This is a genomic window from Clostridioides sp. ZZV14-6154, assembly GCF_020657785.1.
Taxonomy (GTDB): Bacteria; Bacillota; Clostridia; order Peptostreptococcales; family Peptostreptococcaceae; genus Clostridioides.
Map to the genome: position 1 here is coordinate 100,025 of NZ_JAGWCY010000001.1, position 16,254 is coordinate 116,278.

The 16,254-nt window shown below is 27.1% G+C and carries 13 protein-coding genes and 1 other annotated feature; of the genes, 8 read left to right on the forward strand and 5 right to left on the reverse strand.

The annotated features are described in order from the left end of the window. Nucleotides 1–55: 55 nt before the first annotated feature. Together thrB and thrC are read right to left on the reverse strand one after the other, a co-directional pair. Nucleotides 56–949, reverse strand: coding sequence for a homoserine kinase (gene thrB / locus KGF45_RS00445; RefSeq protein WP_227829427.1), 894 nt, complete (start codon nucleotides 947–949; stop codon nucleotides 56–58). A 9-nt stretch (nucleotides 950–958) separates the two neighbouring features. Then, complete coding sequence (gene thrC / locus KGF45_RS00450) at nucleotides 959–2,440, reverse strand: threonine synthase (protein ID WP_227841586.1); 1,482 nt, start codon at nucleotides 2,438–2,440, stop codon at nucleotides 959–961. Nucleotides 2,441–2,546: 106 nt separating this feature from the next. Continuing rightward, nucleotides 2,547–2,776: a binding site (T-box leader), on the reverse strand. 855 nt (nucleotides 2,777–3,631) lie between these two features. On the opposite strand from thrC, the gene trxB reads away from it, so the two are divergent. Then, a complete protein-coding gene (gene trxB / locus KGF45_RS00455; protein WP_227829425.1) occupies nucleotides 3,632–4,540 on the forward strand; it encodes a thioredoxin-disulfide reductase in 909 nt (302 codons plus the stop codon). A 93-nt stretch (nucleotides 4,541–4,633) separates the two neighbouring features. Here the strand turns inward: trxB and typA are convergent, their stop codons facing one another. Further along, entirely contained in the window at nucleotides 4,634–6,457 is a 1,824-nt protein-coding gene (gene typA, locus KGF45_RS00460) for a translational GTPase TypA (protein ID WP_227829424.1), read from the reverse strand. 214 nt (nucleotides 6,458–6,671) lie between these two features. Between typA and KGF45_RS00465 the strand changes: the two genes are divergently transcribed. The 6 genes from KGF45_RS00465 to KGF45_RS00490 all read left to right on the forward strand — a co-directional run bounded on the left by KGF45_RS00465 (nucleotide 6,672) and on the right by KGF45_RS00490 (nucleotide 12,731). Beyond that, a complete protein-coding gene (locus KGF45_RS00465; protein ID WP_227829423.1) occupies nucleotides 6,672–6,914 on the forward strand; it encodes a hypothetical protein in 243 nt (80 codons plus the stop codon). Nucleotides 6,915–7,032: 118 nt separating this feature from the next. Beyond that, entirely contained in the window at nucleotides 7,033–7,224 is a 192-nt protein-coding gene (locus tag KGF45_RS00470; RefSeq protein WP_227829422.1) for a DUF1450 domain-containing protein, read from the forward strand. A 310-nt stretch (nucleotides 7,225–7,534) separates the two neighbouring features. Then, nucleotides 7,535–10,033 (forward strand): heavy metal translocating P-type ATPase, encoded by a 2,499-nt coding sequence (locus KGF45_RS00475; RefSeq protein WP_227829421.1) that lies wholly within the window; start codon nucleotides 7,535–7,537, stop codon nucleotides 10,031–10,033. Between the two features lie 155 nt (nucleotides 10,034–10,188). Continuing rightward, on the forward strand, nucleotides 10,189–10,857 hold the full coding sequence (locus KGF45_RS00480; protein WP_227434765.1) for a response regulator transcription factor: 669 nt from the start codon (nucleotides 10,189–10,191) through the stop codon (nucleotides 10,855–10,857). After that, the gene (locus tag KGF45_RS00485) at nucleotides 10,841–12,118 is read left to right on the forward strand and encodes a sensor histidine kinase (protein WP_227829420.1); all 1,278 of its coding nucleotides are present in this window, start codon (nucleotides 10,841–10,843) and stop codon (nucleotides 12,116–12,118) included. Before KGF45_RS00480 ends, KGF45_RS00485 begins: the two co-directional genes overlap by 17 nt. A gap of 391 nt (nucleotides 12,119–12,509) precedes the next feature. Beyond that, complete coding sequence (locus KGF45_RS00490) at nucleotides 12,510–12,731, forward strand: hypothetical protein (protein WP_227434761.1); 222 nt, start codon at nucleotides 12,510–12,512, stop codon at nucleotides 12,729–12,731. A gap of 273 nt (nucleotides 12,732–13,004) precedes the next feature. Here KGF45_RS00490 and KGF45_RS00495 read toward each other — a convergent pair whose 3' ends face one another. Next, on the reverse strand, nucleotides 13,005–13,769 hold the full coding sequence (locus KGF45_RS00495; protein ID WP_227829419.1) for a DeoR/GlpR family DNA-binding transcription regulator: 765 nt from the start codon (nucleotides 13,767–13,769) through the stop codon (nucleotides 13,005–13,007). Between the two features lie 286 nt (nucleotides 13,770–14,055). On the opposite strand from KGF45_RS00495, the gene fsa reads away from it, so the two are divergent. Then, on the forward strand, nucleotides 14,056–14,730 hold the full coding sequence (gene fsa, locus KGF45_RS00500; RefSeq protein ID WP_227829418.1) for a fructose-6-phosphate aldolase: 675 nt from the start codon (nucleotides 14,056–14,058) through the stop codon (nucleotides 14,728–14,730). Between the two features lie 129 nt (nucleotides 14,731–14,859). On the opposite strand, the gene KGF45_RS00505 is transcribed toward fsa, so the two are convergent. Next, a complete protein-coding gene (locus KGF45_RS00505) occupies nucleotides 14,860–16,254 on the reverse strand; it encodes an SLC13 family permease (RefSeq protein ID WP_227829417.1) in 1,395 nt (464 codons plus the stop codon).

Consider the following 16,254-nt stretch of genomic DNA (forward strand, 5'->3'; position numbering starts at 1 on the left):
ATTATACTACAAATTATAATAAAAGAGTAGTTATATTTTATATGTGAGACAATAATTATAGAATATTTAAAACTGCTCCTTTAGAATCACAACACAACTCTTTTATTTCCCAATTAGAGTTTAAGTTTGATAGATAATCTCTCATATTATGCACGAAATTATCATCATTTTCTTTTATTAAAGCCATTATAGTAGGTCCAGCTCCACTTAAGAATACGCCAATACTATTTAATTGTTCAGATTTTTTAACAATATCACTGTAGTTTTCAATTAAAGTACCCCTATAATCTTGATGCAATTTATCTTGACAAGCTACTTTAAGAAGGTCAAAGTTTTTGTTTAACAGAGCAGACACGAGTAAAGCGACTCTACTAACATTAAACACTCCATCAGAATATGGTATTTCTTTTGGTAAAACACCTCTAGCTTTTTCAGTTGACAGTTTGAAATTAGGTATCATTGCACAAAATTTGAGTTCATTAGGGATTTCTATAATATCGTAGTGTATATTGTCATTATCAGTAACAGAAACAACCATATTACCTAAAATAGCAGGAGCAACATTATCTGGATGTCCCTCTATTTCTGAAGCTATATTTAACAACTGGCATTTATCTAAATTAGCATTTGATAGAGCATTTGCAGCTATAACACCAGCAACTATACAAGAGGCACTACTACCAAGACCTCTACATATAGGGACATCACTTTGGATTTTTATTTTGATACCAGCAGGTATTTTAGCTGGCTTAACTCTATCAAAGAAGTATTTCATAGATGTATAAACTAAATTATTTTCATTTTTGTAGGCATCTTCACAACCTTCTATTTCAAGACCGCTTTCAATTTCTTCAACATAAAATTTATTATATATATTTAAAGCAATTCCAAGACAATCAAATCCTGGACCTATATTTGCACTTGTTGCAGGAACTATAATTTCTAACATAATAATCACCTATACCTTTAAGAATTTTGCTATAGCTATTTTTAATTCATCCTTTTCATAAATATCTTTATGTAGTATTTCTGCATTTTGAAGATTTCTAATAGGTTTTGGTATATCTACCTTAGCAATACTTGATAATCTATCTATTATGGCGAAATCATCAAGATTTCCAAAATTGGAGTCTATAGATTTTAAAACATCTTCAGAAAACTTAAATGGGCTTGCAGTACTTACAACAACAGTTTTTGTGTCATCAGAAGTTTCTTTTTTGTATTTTTCATAACAATTATATGCAACAGCAGTATGAGTATCGATTAAATAATTGTAATTTTTAAAGACATTATTTATCGTGTTTTTAACTTCTTCCTCATTAGAATATTCACCATAGAATGAAGTCAGATTCTTTTTCATATCTTCATTTATTTTATAAACTCCATCGTCATTAAGGTCAGATAGAAGTCTGCTTACAATTTCAGTATTTCTATTTGATATTTCAAATAATAATCTTTCTAAATTACTTGAAATTAATATATCCATAGAAGGTGAAGAAGTCAATTTCAATGCTCTATTCTTATCATATATACCAGTTTTAAAGAAATCATAAAGCACATTGTTGTCATTTGATGCACATATCAATTTATTTATTGGAAGCCCCATTTGTTTAGCATAATATCCAGCTAAAATATTACCAAAGTTACCAGTTGGGACTACAAAATTTATTTTGTCATTTAACTTTATTTCATCACTATCTACCAATTTCATATATGAATAAAAATAGTATGCAACTTGAGGAAGAAGTCTTCCTATGTTAATTGAATTAGCAGAAGATAAGATATAATTACTATCTAATAGTTTTTCATTAAATTCCTTATCAGAGAAAATTCTCTTTACACCAGATTGTGCATCGTCAAAATTTCCTTTTATGCCAACTACATATGTATTTTTTCCAGTTTGAGTCTTCATCTGAAGTTTTTGCACTGCACTTACACCATCTTCTGGAAAGAATACAATTATTTTTATCTTGTCTATGTCTTTAAAACCTTCAAGTGCTGCTTTTCCTGTATCTCCAGATGTAGCAGTAAGAATTACAACATCTTTTTCTAAATTATCTTTTTTAATAGATGTTTTAAGAAGATGAGGCATTATAGTAAGTGCCATATCCTTAAATGCTAAAGTTGGACCATGATATAATTCCAAGAAATAAGCATCATTTACTTTATTTAATGGAGCTATACTAGTACAATCAAATTTTTCGTCATATGCATTTGTTATACAATCCTTAATCTCAGATTCAGTAAAATCGCATAAAAATTTGCTAAGTACAAAAAATGCTATTTGGGAATAAGTTAAATTTACTAAATCTATAAGTTCATTTTTTACATTTGGAAATTCACTTGGAACATAAAGACCACCATCGTTTGAAATTCCTTTTATTATTGCTTGTGATGCAGTTACTTTTTCTTTGGTGCCTCTTGTACTTGAATAATACATTTCTATAATCCTCCATATATTTTAAATTTTTAATTAGCTAATTAAACTAGATACAGAATATTTTAAAAACTGAATTTAGGTAATAAAAAAAGACCCTCATCCCTAAAAAAGGGACGAGAATCTGTTTCCCGCGGTTCCACCCAAATTGATTTTAAAAAATCCACTTGATACTTTAACGTAAGTAGTAAAACGTCTATTCCTACTAAAATCATAAGATAACTTCAGATAGAAGCTCCTAGGTAGTTTTCAATCTTTCTAGTTAAAGAAACTTTTCAGCTAATAGTTTCCTTCTCTGGTAACCGATTCAGATTTACTCTTCCTAATCAAAGCCTTTCAATATTCTTAATATTATTAATTATTCTAGAATATAAAACAGACAAAGTCAAGTATTAATATAAAAATTTGGAAAAATTATTTTTTAAAATGTAAAAAAATTGTAATCAAATTGACTTTTAATGGGATATTTTTTTAACCTTTTTAAATCTATAAAAACTTGGATTTTCATAGAAATGAAGGGGATTTTAATAAAAACTAATTAGAAGATAAGAGTTACATATCTGTAATATTACAATTTCATACTACACTATATTACAAAAAAAGTTTACAAAACTTTAATTTGAAAAATGTAATTATATGGTATATCATATAAATATAGATGAATAGCGTTAATATTTAAACAATTAATTGTAATTGACTTAATCAAAGTATATAATTTTTAATTTGAAAAAAATACTATTGTAAAATTACAAATATGTTCAAATTAAATTCACAAGTATTTCACATAATAAGAGTATACTGTAAACAAAAGGAGGTATTAAATATGGGAATAGTACTTATAACAGCAGCATTAGTTTTGGTTATGTATGGACTTTCAATTCTATCATATATATCAGAAAGCAATATATTAGAAGACACTGTAAATGATAACCAATAAGGTTTTAAATTATATAAATAAGTAGAACTGTAAGTAAAAATTACTTTTTATTTACAGTTTTTTTATATATTTATTAAATAAAGTTAATATATAAAAAATGATGTTTTATTTATAGCTATCAGTTTTCAAATTAATCTTTTCTATAAACTAACAAAAAATAATGTTTTGTTTATAGTATATATGGATAATAATAGTAAAGTATAATAATAATGAGAATAATATATAAGAAATAATAATATAAAGAGAGGTAAATTGTCATGGTAGATATTATTGTAATTGGTGCTGGACCAGCAGGTTTAACTTCAGCAATTTATGCTATGAGATCTGGTTTAAGTGTAACAGTCTTTGAAAAAAATATTTATGGAGGTCAAGTTGCAAGTACATCTGAGGTAGAAAATTATCCAGCAGTTCAAAAAATTTCTGGTATAGAGTTTTCTACTAACATATATAATCAAGCAGTCGCTCAGGGTGTTGATATTCAGTTTGATGAAGTAGAAGAGATAAATTTAGAAGGTAAAGTAAAAATTGTTAAAACAGCATCAGGAGAGCATAAAGCAAAGGCTGTTATCCTTGCAAATGGAGTCGAAAGACGTAAATTAGGATGTGTTGGAGAAAAAGAGTTTACAGGTAGAGGAGTATCTTATTGTGCAACATGTGATGGAGCCTTTTTTAAGAATAAAGAAGTTGCAATAGTTGGTGGAGGAAATACTGCATTAGAAGATGCTTTATTTTTAGCTAATAATTGTACAAAAGTGTACTTAATTCACAGAAGAGATGATTTTAGAGGTGAAGAAGTATTAGAAAAGTCAGTAAAGGCAAGAAAAAATATTGAGATACTTTACAGTCATGGTGTAGAAAAAATAGAAGGTGAAAAGACAGTATCAAGAATAGAAGTAAAAGACTTAAAAACTGAGGAGAAAAGAACTATAGATGTAAGTGGTATTTTCATTGCTATAGGACTTAAGCCTAACAATAAAATGTTTGAAAATGTTCTTGAGTTAGATGAAGGTGGGTATATAGTTTCAGATGAATCTTGTACAACATCAGTTGAAGGTGTATATGTAGCAGGAGATAGTAGAACTAAGTTTTTACGTCAAATAATAACAGCAGCCTCAGATGGTGCTATTGCAGCTGTTCAAGCTGCTAACTATATAAATATTGAATAAATATAGCTTTTAAATAAAAATAGCCATATAACACTATAAAGAAAATATATCTTTAAGTATTATATGGCCATTTTAGTAAATAGATATTATAATTTATTTACCTTGTCTAGACTTATTATATCTCAATCTATCATGTTCATTTAATAATCTTTTTCTAAGTCTTATAGAATCTGGTGTAATTTCAACTAATTCATCATCTTCTATAAATTCTAATGCTTCCTCAAGAGTGAATATTCTAGGAGGTGATAATTTTATAGCATCATCTGAACCAGAAGCACGTACGTTACTCATTTTCTTGTTTTTACAAGGATTAACTACCATGTCATCTTTTCTAGAATTCATACCAATTATCATACCTTCATAAACTTCTACACCAGGGTCTACAAACATCGTAGCTCTATCACTTAAAGCATTAAGAGAATATCCCATAGTAACACCAGGTCCTTGTGCTATTAAGACACCATTTCCTCTTGAAGGTATTTCACCCTTAAATTCTTCAAATTTTTCGAATGAACGAACTAGAGTACCTTCTCCACGAGTAGCATTTATAAACTCACTTCTATATCCTAAAAGACCACGAGTAGGAGCTAAGAATTCTATTTTTACATAGTCTCCTTCTATTGACATAGACTCCATCATACCTTTTCTCATGTTCAATTCATTTATAATAGTACCTGAATAAACTTCTGGACAGTTTACAATAACTCTTTCTACTGGTTCCATTAATTTTCCATCTTCTTTATGCATTAAAACTTCAGGCTTAGAAACACCAACTTCATAACCTTCACGTCTCATATTTTCAAGAAGTATAGATAAGTGAAGTTCTCCACGTCCAGAAACTTTATACCCATCAGTAGTATCAAGAGGTTCAACTTTAAGTCCTACATTTACTTCAAGTTCTTTTTCAAGTCTGTCTTTTAAATGTCTAGTTGTAACGAATTTTCCGCTTTTTCCAACAAATGGAGAATCATTTACTAAGAAGTTCATAGAAAGAGTAGGTTCTTCTATTTTTATCATTTCCATAGGAAGTGGATTATCTAAATCACATAGAGTTTCTCCTATAGATATATCAGGAATACCAGATATAACAACTATTTCTCCGCTAGTAGCTTCATTCACTTCAACTTGTTTTAAACCTTCATATACAGAAAGTCTTGATACTTTTCCTCTAGATACAACAGAACCTTCTCTACAAATAGCAACTTGTTCATTGTTTTTAAGTGTTCCTTTATAGATTCTACCTATACCAAGTCTACCTACATAATCATCATATGCAAGAGCTGATATTTGGAATTGTAGAGATTCATTGTCGTAATCAGGATAAGCTTCAACATGATTTACAATAGTTTTAAATAGTGGAGATAGGTCTTCACTGTCATCATCCATTTCAAGTTTAGCTATACCTTGTTTAGCTATTCCATATATTATAGGGAACTCACATTGTTCGTCTGTTGCATTTAAGTCTACAAATAAATCGAAAACTTCATTAACTACTTCTTCCGCTCTTTGGTCTTTTTTATCAATCTTATTGATAAATAGTATTGGTTTTAAACCGAACTCTAAAGATTTTTGTAAAACAAATCTAGTTTGAGGCATTGGGCCTTCGCTTGCATCAACTAGTAAAATAACTGTGTCAACAGTTTTCATAACACGTTCAACTTCAGAAGAAAAGTCGCTATGTCCTGGTGTATCAACTATATTTATTTTATAGTCTTGATAGTTTATTGCACAGTTTTTTGAATATATAGTTATGCCTCTTTCTTTCTCAAGGTCGTTACTGTCCATAACGCAGTCTTTAACTACTTCATTTTCTCTAAAAACACCACTTTGAGAAAGGAAAGCATCAACTAGTGTTGATTTTCCTGCATCAACGTGGGCAATAACTGCGATATTTATAATTTTATGTTTTTGTGACATTTTTGTTGCTCCCTTCGATTAAAATAACTTATTAATTATATCACAATATATTATTAGGTACAAGGAAAAATAGATTAAAATGCATTAATATAATTCAAATTAGGTAAAAATGTTGATTTCAAATATATAAATTTATTTTGTTTAAAAAATTTTTTTAGACAAATAATAAATTTATAAATGAAAATACTAATTTAAAAGTAGAGGATGATATATATTGGAAGTAACTAAAATAATCATTAAATATTTTAACAGTGAAAGTGATACTTTCATAAAAGAAGAAGTAGATAATTTTGATGAACTTTTAAGATGGTCTAAAAAGTTTATTGAGGGTAAAAAAATAGAAGAAGATGTTTTATATATAAAATCTAAAGAAAACTATAAAGTAAATGTAGTTAAGCTTATAGAAGTTAAAGAATTGGAGATAGTAAGAAAACAACAGATACCTCCATACATGTAATAATAAAATTGATATAAATTGGAATACATGGAAATAATTTATTATAAAAAAAAATTTATAAAACTTATATTTGGGTATAACAGTATTAATTAGACATTAATTAAGGAGGAACTTAAATATGATAAGAGTATGTCCAAACTGTTCAAATGTGGATGTAAATAAGTTAAAAACTTTAGTTGGAGAAGAAAATGTGAAGACTGGTTGTATAGGTCAATGTAGAGCATTTAAAAAGGAAGCTGTAGGAATAATAGATAATGAGCTTGAAATAAAAGAAACAGAGGAAGAATTTTTTGAAGCATGTAAGAAATAAAATATACATGTAAGAAAAAACTACAGTAGAAAATAAATTATATAAAAGAGAGCATATAAATTGAGTAAGTATTTAGCAATTTATGTGCTCTCTTTTTATGTATATATTTAATTATGAGTATACTTTTCTATTAAATACAAATAAATATAACTAAATTAAATTTATTTATTAAAAAAATATTGATTAAATATACCTATAGGGGGTATAATAAATACTATAGATTTCCAAATAAAGAATTTATCAATATTACATATCAAGATAAAACATACAAATTAATTGAAAATATATTGAAAGAGAGGAAGAGTTTATTATGAGTTCAAATAAAATAGTAGAAAATTATAAAATCACAGGTATGACATGTGCAGCTTGTGCAAAGGCGGTAGAAAGAGTAACTAAGAAATTAGATGGAGTATATGACCAAAGCGTAAATATAGCTACTGAAAAACTTAAGATAGAATATGATAATTCTAAAGTTAGCTTTGATGATATAAAACAAGTTGTAGAAAAAGCTGGATATGGAATTATAAAGGAAGAAAGTAATAAAAAAATTGATATGAAAATTGATGGAATGACATGTGCAGCTTGTGCAAAAGCTGTAGAGAGAGTAGTAAAAAAATTGGATGGAGTAGAAAGTATTAGTGTAAATATTGCAACAGATAAAGCTAATATAGACTATAATCCATCAAAAGTAAAATTATCTCAGATAAAAGCAGCTATAGAAAAAGCTGGTTATAAACCAATAGAAGAAGTAAAAAACAAAGTTGATGTAGATGAAGATAAAGTAAGAAAAGAAAAAGAAATGAATACTTTATTTATTAAATTCATAGTTGCAATAGTATTTGCAGTACCTTTGTTTTATATAGCAATGGGTCCTATGATAATAAAACCTATAGGACCATGGCCTTTACCAGAAATTCTAAATCCCATGACAAATACTCTAAATTATGCGTTAGCCCAATTGATTTTAGTAATACCAGTAATGATAGCTGGATATAAATTTTATATAAATGGCTTTAAAGCACTTTTTTCTTTAAGTCCTAATATGGATTCTTTAGTTGCAATTGGTACATTGGCAGCATTTTTATATAGTCTATACACAACAATACAAATAGCAAATGGACAAATTCAGGGTATGCACCATCATCAGTTGTATTATGAAAGCGCAGGAATAATAATAGCACTTATATTACTTGGTAAATATTTAGAATCAAAATCAAAAGGAAAAACATCAGAAGCAATTAAAAAACTTATGGGGCTACAACCTAAAACTGCAATAGTAATAGTTGATGGTAAAGAAATAGAGACTCCTATAGAAGAAGTTGAAATAGGAGATATAATACTAGTAAAACCAGGGACTAAAATACCAGTAGATGGAGTTGTAATAGAGGGATATACATCAGTTGATGAATCTATGCTTACAGGTGAAAGTATACCAGTAGAAAAAAATATTGGAAGTAAAGTTACAGGTGCTAGTATAAATAAAAATGGTGTTATTAAATTTAAAGCTGAAAAAATTGGTGGAGATACAGCTCTTGCTCAAATAATAAAATTAGTTGAAGATGCACAGGGGACAAAAGCACCTATTGCTAAACTTGCTGATACTGTTTCTGGATATTTTGTACCAATAGTAATTGCAATAGCTATAGTCTCATCATTACTGTGGTTTTTAGTGGGTGGAAAAGACATAGTATTTGTACTTACTATATTCATATCAATACTTGTAATTGCTTGCCCTTGTGCATTAGGATTGGCTACACCAACTGCTATAATGGTTGGAACTGGAAAAGGTGCAGAAAATGGGATACTGATAAAAGGTGGGGAAGCACTAGAATCTGCTCACAAAGTAAATACAGTAATATTTGATAAAACAGGTACAATAACAGAAGGAAAACCAAAAGTAACAGATATTGTGTTAAATAATGTGAAAGAAGAATACCTAATTAAGATTGCTTCAAGTGCAGAGAAAGGTTCAGAACATCCTCTAGGAGAAGCAATAGTTAGATATGGGGAAGATAAAAATATACAGATTGAAAAAGTTGATAACTTTAAAGCTATACCAGGTGCTGGTATACAAGTTACTATAAATAATGAAAATATATTACTTGGAAATAGAAAACTTATGAACGACAATAATATCAACCTTAAAGATTTAGAGGAAAAATCTAATATACTGGCAAGTCAAGGTAAGACACCTATGTATATTGCTGTAGATGGAAATTTATCAGGAATAATTGCAGTTGCAGATGTGGTTAAAGAAAGTAGTAAAAAGGCAATAGATATTCTTCATAATATGGGAATAAAAGTTGCGATGGTAACTGGAGATAATGTTAAGACTGCAAATGCTATAGCAAGTCAAGTAGGTATAGATATGGTATTAGCAGAGGTTTTACCAGAAGATAAGTCAAAAGAAGTTGAAAAATTGCAAAATCAAGGTAAGTTTGTTGCAATGGTAGGAGATGGAATAAATGATGCACCAGCTCTTGCAAAAGCTGATATAGGCATAGCAATAGGAAGTGGAACAGATGTAGCAATTGAGTCTGCAGATATAGTGCTTATGAAGAGTGATTTGATGGATGTTCCAACTGCGATTAAACTTAGTAATGAAACTATAAAAAATATAAAGCAAAACCTATTTTGGGCATTTGGATATAATACAATTGGTATACCTGTAGCAGCAGGATTATTGTATATCTTTGGAGGACCTCTTTTAAATCCAATGATTGCAGCAGCAGCTATGAGTTTAAGTTCAGTTTCAGTGGTTTCAAATGCACTTAGACTTAAAAATTTCAAAGCATATAAAAAAAATTAGAACAATAAATTAAGCAAAAATGTATTTAAAAGAGCTATCTTTAATTAAAAGGATTAATTTACAAATTAAGATAGCTCTTTTTTCATGTAAAATTCACAACAATGAGATAAAATATAAGTAATATAGGAAATTTTAAAATAGAAAGGATTGATAGGATGAACTCGTCAATACTTGTAATCGAAGACGATTCAAACATACAAGAATTAATATCAGAGTTTTTAAGTGCAGAAGGCTATCAGGTCGAGTCAGCAAATGATGGATTAGAAGGTATACAAAAATTTAAGCAAGGAAGTTATGACTTAGTAATATTAGATATAATGATGCCAAACTTAGATGGTTATGGAGTTTGTAAAATGATAAGAAAATCATCAAGTGTTCCAATTATATTTTTGACTGCTTTAAACGATGAAGGAGATCAACTTAAGGGATTTGATTTAGAATGCGATGATTATATAACAAAACCATTTTCATTTAATCTTCTCATTAAAAGAGTAGAAGCTATCTTGAGAAGAAGCAACAAAACGATAAATGATAAGTTTATAGTTTTTGAAAAATTAAAGTTAGATTTAAACACATATATTGCTGAGATAGATGGAGAGCCTATAGAACTTACATTAAAAGAATTTAATATATTGAAAGCTTTGATAGAAAAATATCCACAGGTTATAACTAGGGAAGGTCTTTTAGATAGTATATGGGGTTATGATTATTATGGAGATACTAGAATTGTTGATGCACATATAAAAAATATAAGAAAAAAAATATCATTACCATATATTAAAACTGTAAAAGGAATAGGATACACACTTGAGAAGGATATTTGATAAGTGGGAAAAATTAAGTATAAAGTATAAATTATTTTCCATAACAACATCATTATTAATAGCATTAGCTTTAATAATATATCTAATTTTATATTTTTTATTGCCATCATATTATCATGAGTATAAAATTGAGTCTCTTCAAGAAAGCTTAAAGTCTCTAGTAGATAGTTCAATTCACTTTGATACATATACTTTAGAAGAAAGACTTTATTATATGGCTAAAGACCAAAACCTTGCTATTTTATTAAAAGATAACCAAGGAAAAATTGTATATGGTAAAAATGAAGTAGTTATTTTAAGATATAGTAAGTATATGATTAATAGTATTGAAGATGAGTATAGAACATCTATACCTATATATACAAAAGACTCAAAAGACGGACCATATAGTTTAGAACTTGTTATGCCATTACAGCCAATTGATGAAGCAAATGAAGTCATAAGAAAGTTAATGCCATACATTATATCAATAGCGATATTAATAGCAATTATTGGAGCATATATATATTCAATCGTAATAACAAAACCTCTTATAAATATAATAGAGAGTGAAAGAGAACAGGAATATAGAAGAAAGGATTTTGTTGCAACTATATCACATGAATTAAAAACTCCAATAACCATAATAAGTGGTCAAATTGAAGGAATGATTTATAGTGTAGGTAAGTATAAAGATAGGGATACTTACTTGAAAAAATCATATGAATGTACACAAGAGCTAAAAGATTTAGTAAATGAGATGATAGAGGTTTCAAAATCAGAAATACTAGAAAAAGATTTAAAACTAGTATCTATAAATATAAGTGAACTTTTAAATAGATTGGTAAAAAGACAAGTATTTTTAATAGAAGAAAAACATATGAAAACTATTTTGCAAATAGAAGAAAACCTAGAAATTAAGGCAGACCAAGAGAGAATAACTAAAGCAATTAATAATATAATAAATAATGCTATAAAATATTCTCCTGAAGGCTCAGAGCTTATAATTAGACTTTATGATAAAAACAGTCGAATAAACAAAAAAACTTCTAATCAAAGAGTTATTTTAGAAATTGAAAATACTGGTGTAACTATAGAGAAACGTTACTTAGAAGAGATATTTAATCCATTTTATAGAATAGAAAAATCTCGTTCAAGAAAAACTGGAGGAAGTGGACTGGGTCTTTATATAGTCAGTCAAATTTTTAAAACTCATGGGTTTGAATATAGTATAAAAAATAAGGAAAACTCTGTAGTATTTACGGTTGAGTTCAAAAATTAGAAGTTTCAATAATAGTTCATTTCAAAATCACAAAAAATTCATACTAAAAATGTATTATGTAAATAGAAATAAAAAAATTTTAAACCATAAAATAACACCAAGCTATAATGATGATATAACTTAACATCCTCCAATTAAATCATCATTATAGTAATTCCCAACAATTAAATACAATGGATTTAAGAAATAACATTGAGCGTAAAGTATATATGCTTGATGTTATTTTTATTTTAAAACGAAAAATAGGGAATCTTTATTAAACGTTATATATTCAGATAGTCTTAAATTACTTTTAATAACTTAAAAATTATACTTGATAGAGTAAATAAATATATACATTTTGGGAAAAATAACTGTAGGAAGTATTATATTTACAGAGGAGGTAGTTTTGATGGATAGACTTAAAAGAGATATGAAAAACATGAAAGAAGATTTAAAAGAAGGTGCTAAAAAGACAGCTTATGTAATGAAAAATACTGCTGAAGACTTAAAAGATGATGCTCAAGGTGCTATGGTAAACCTAGAAATGAAGAAAGATGAAATGATGGAAAGATATGAGCAAAAGAAATTTGCAAAAGATTTAGAAAAGCAAATGAAAGATGAAATGAAATAAAGTTTTGTCTATAGATTTAGGTACTATTGTCAATAGTAGTTTTTAGATAAAAAAGACTATAAAAAGTTTTATAGAAGAAATAGACTTTCTAAAAATAACTGTATTATGTTTAGAAGGTCTATTTCAAATATATTATATTTAAATCATGTTAATTTTAAAATTTTAAATATTGAATTTGATTATTACTGTAATCATATATAATTAAGGTTTTTAAGGATATTTACAAAATAATAGTTTATCTCTTGAATCTATTTGCAAAATATATCATTAGGTTTATAAAACATTCACATTAAATTCTGATAAAGTATTTACTATATCAGAAGTAGGTGATTTTTCTGTAATTATAGAACTAATATCCTCTAAATGAGCAAACTTAAAGTTTCCATCAAGTTTAAATTTTTTATCTTCCATAACTATAAATACTCTTTTACTTGAATTTATTATAGCTTTTTTTGTAAGTCCATCTTCAATTTCAAATGTTGTAAGAGAAGAATTAAATACATCTACACCACAACTGCCCATAAACGTTTTATCAAATTTATATCTTGATATAAATTCTATTGTTGGAGTTCCAACAAATCCATCTAAGCTAAGATTTAATAAACCACCAGTAGAAATTACATTTAAATTATTGGGCTTTGAAGTAACTACATTTAGTATATCTAGCATATTTGTGACCAATGTTACTTTCTTATTGCTTTCAGCTAAAAGTTTAGCCAACAATATATTGATTGTAGATATATCTAAAAATATAGTTTCTCTATCTGTAATTAGATTAAATGCTTTTTCTGCTATTATTTTTTTTGTTGGTATATTAATTTCTTTTCTATCTTTTGTATCTTGGTTTTCAAGAGTTTCTCTGACTAGTACAGCTCCACCATAAATTCTTCGTATTGAAGAAATTTTTTCTATATTTTTTAAATCTTTTCTTATACAATCTTCTGTAACATTAAATTTTGAACTAAGTTCTTTTACAGTAACTCTTCCTTCTTTTTTTAGGATATTTAATATAGCCTGAATCCTTTCTTCTGCAAACATCTTTTACCTCTTTTCCTAAATATAGTATTATAGTAAATATTATAAGATAAAAGATAAAATATCAACTATTTTAATATAGAATACAAAATTAATTTAATATAAAAAGTATATTATTCTTAATAGTCTATTTAAAACTTAATAAATAAAGAAATTATAAAAATATACAACAAAATCAAACAATAAAAAAACAGAAAAAACAATAACAAAAAAGTTGAAAATAATACCAAACCAATATATAATAAGAATAAATAAAATAAAAAAATAAAGTTTAAAGGGGGATATTTTAATGCAACTAATCTTAGATACAGGTAACATAGAGGAGATTAAAGAGCTATGTACTTATTTACCAGTTGATGGTGTAACAACAAATCCAAGTATTGTTTCAAAAGAAAAAAAGAATTTTAAGCAACTTATAAGTGAGATTGGTGAAATTATAGGTGAGGATATGCCTATACATGCTCAAGTATTAAGTACAAAGTATGAAGATATATTAGAAGAAGCATTATATATAAGCAGTTTGAGAGAAAACATATATGTGAAAATACCTGTAACACAAGATGGTTTAAGAGCTATAAAAGACCTTCATAAAAAAGGAATAAAAATAACTGCTACTGCAATATTTACTGCTCATCAGGGATTTTTAGCTGCAAAAGCTGGGGCAAACTATGTTGCACCTTACGTAAACAGACTTGATAATATATCTGGTGATGGTGTATCTGTGGTTTCAGAGCTTGTAAAAATAATAGATACTTATAATATGGATACAAAGGTACTTGCTGCTAGTTTTAAAAATGCACAACAGGTTATAGAATTAATGAAGTGTGGAGTACACAGTGTTACAGTACCATATGATATTTGTAAATCCATGATGAATCACCCATTGACAGATTGGAGTGTTGATAAGTTTATAGAAGATTGGGAAAATACTTTTGGAAAAGGTAGCAAAACAAATAACATTTAATTTGAGAATAAAAAATTAGTTTTTATGAAATTTTATAAATAGATTTTTATAAAAAAGATGAAAATATGAATTAACTTAAGATAATAATATTCTAAATTATTAAAAAGAAAATTCATATTTTCATCTTTGTCAAACTTCTAGACCTATAAATCTCCACCAAGGGAATGTTATACAGATTATTATAAAATAGGTTAAAGGAATTAAGGTTAAACCATACTTAAAAATAACCTTACTATTATATAGATTCTCACCATGTCCAACCATTATTGTTGCATGATGAAAAGGCAGGATGTATTGTATACTTACTACAATATAAACAAAAAGGCAAAGAACAATACTATTTTCTTTTAATATATGTAAACTTCCAAGTAATGGTATCACCACAGAGGATGTAGTGACAGCACTTCCAAGGCATATATTCAATACTATTGTCAGGGTTATTAAAAATAATATTGAAATAGTTTTTGAAGAGTTTGGAATTAATTTTATTAAATAGTTTCCCATTATATCAACAACTCCAGAGTACTTTAGCACTCCTCCAATAGAAAACGCTGCTATAAAAAAAATAAGAACTTTCCAATTTATTTCTTTTAAAGTATTAAAACCAATTATTCTTTTTAACAACAAAAGAAGTACACAAATAGACATTATAATTAGTGTATTTAAATTATGAATAAATTGAGTTAGAAACATAAAAAACATTATTCCTAAACATAAAAATACGTGTTTTTGTTCATCGCTTAATAAATGAAACTCTTTTTTCAGATTAGAATAGGAAAATTGAAATTTACTAGAATTAAGATTATCACAAGAAACAAATTTTATTAAAGACAATTCCTTTTTAAAAACAAATATAAATAAAAAATAAGTTATAAAACAAGTAATTATAGTTGGAACAGACATATAAAAAGCCCACTGACTCCAGTTTATATTACAATTTCCAAGTTCTAGGACTACATAGTTTAAAAGAGTATCTCCATTTACAAAAAACATTGATGTAAATGTAGATGCTGTAAATATACTGAACAGAAGTATAGATTTTGAATCTTCAGTTAAGTGTTGTTCTTTAAAAAATTCCTTATAAAAGGCGGACACAAGAATGACTCTTGGAAATGGTTGTGGTATGAAAAATATTAATAATACACCTAAAATATATGATAAAAAAATCATTTTTTTAGGGGTATCTACAGTATTTAAAATTAATTTTTCAGAAATAATTTTTGCAACACCTGTCTTTGCAACTGCATTAGTAATTATGTAAGCAAGGATTATTATATAAAAATTTTCTGTAAATAAAAATTGTAAAATAACACTTAAAGGTGCAATATTAAAAATAAAAGCTAATATTACAAAGACTAGTGCAACTACAGTTTTTTCAACAGAGTCTACAGCCCATATTAAGATAGTTAAAAAAGATAAGCATATAGAAAATTTTATATTGAAACTATAATTTAGAAAGAAGTAAAGAATTATAGTAACCATAATAGTCATACAAAATTGTTTTGGCTTAAGAATAATATCCAT

Excerpts from the sequence above, each read along its gene's own strand:
- KGF45_RS00495 (WP_227829419.1), bottom strand. The coding sequence starts at position 13,769 with ATGTTTGCAGAAGAAAGGATTCAGGCTATATTAAATATCCTAAAAAAA.
- fsa (WP_227829418.1), top strand. The coding sequence starts at position 14,056 with ATGCAACTAATCTTAGATACAGGTAACATAGAGGAGATTAAAGAGCTA.
- trxB (WP_227829425.1), top strand. The coding sequence starts at position 3,632 with ATGGTAGATATTATTGTAATTGGTGCTGGACCAGCAGGTTTAACTTCA.
- KGF45_RS00480 (WP_227434765.1), top strand. The coding sequence starts at position 10,189 with ATGAACTCGTCAATACTTGTAATCGAAGACGATTCAAACATACAAGAA.
- KGF45_RS00470 (WP_227829422.1), top strand. The coding sequence starts at position 7,033 with ATGATAAGAGTATGTCCAAACTGTTCAAATGTGGATGTAAATAAGTTA.
- typA (WP_227829424.1), bottom strand. The coding sequence starts at position 6,457 with ATGTCACAAAAACATAAAATTATAAATATCGCAGTTATTGCCCACGTT.
- thrC (WP_227841586.1), bottom strand. The coding sequence starts at position 2,440 with ATGTATTATTCAAGTACAAGAGGCACCAAAGAAAAAGTAACTGCATCA.
- KGF45_RS00490 (WP_227434761.1), top strand. The coding sequence starts at position 12,510 with ATGGATAGACTTAAAAGAGATATGAAAAACATGAAAGAAGATTTAAAA.
- KGF45_RS00505 (WP_227829417.1), bottom strand. The coding sequence starts at position 16,254 with ATGGATATTATTCTTAAGCCAAAACAATTTTGTATGACTATTATGGTT.
- thrB (WP_227829427.1), bottom strand. The coding sequence starts at position 949 with ATGTTAGAAATTATAGTTCCTGCAACAAGTGCAAATATAGGTCCAGGA.
- KGF45_RS00475 (WP_227829421.1), top strand. The coding sequence starts at position 7,535 with ATGAGTTCAAATAAAATAGTAGAAAATTATAAAATCACAGGTATGACA.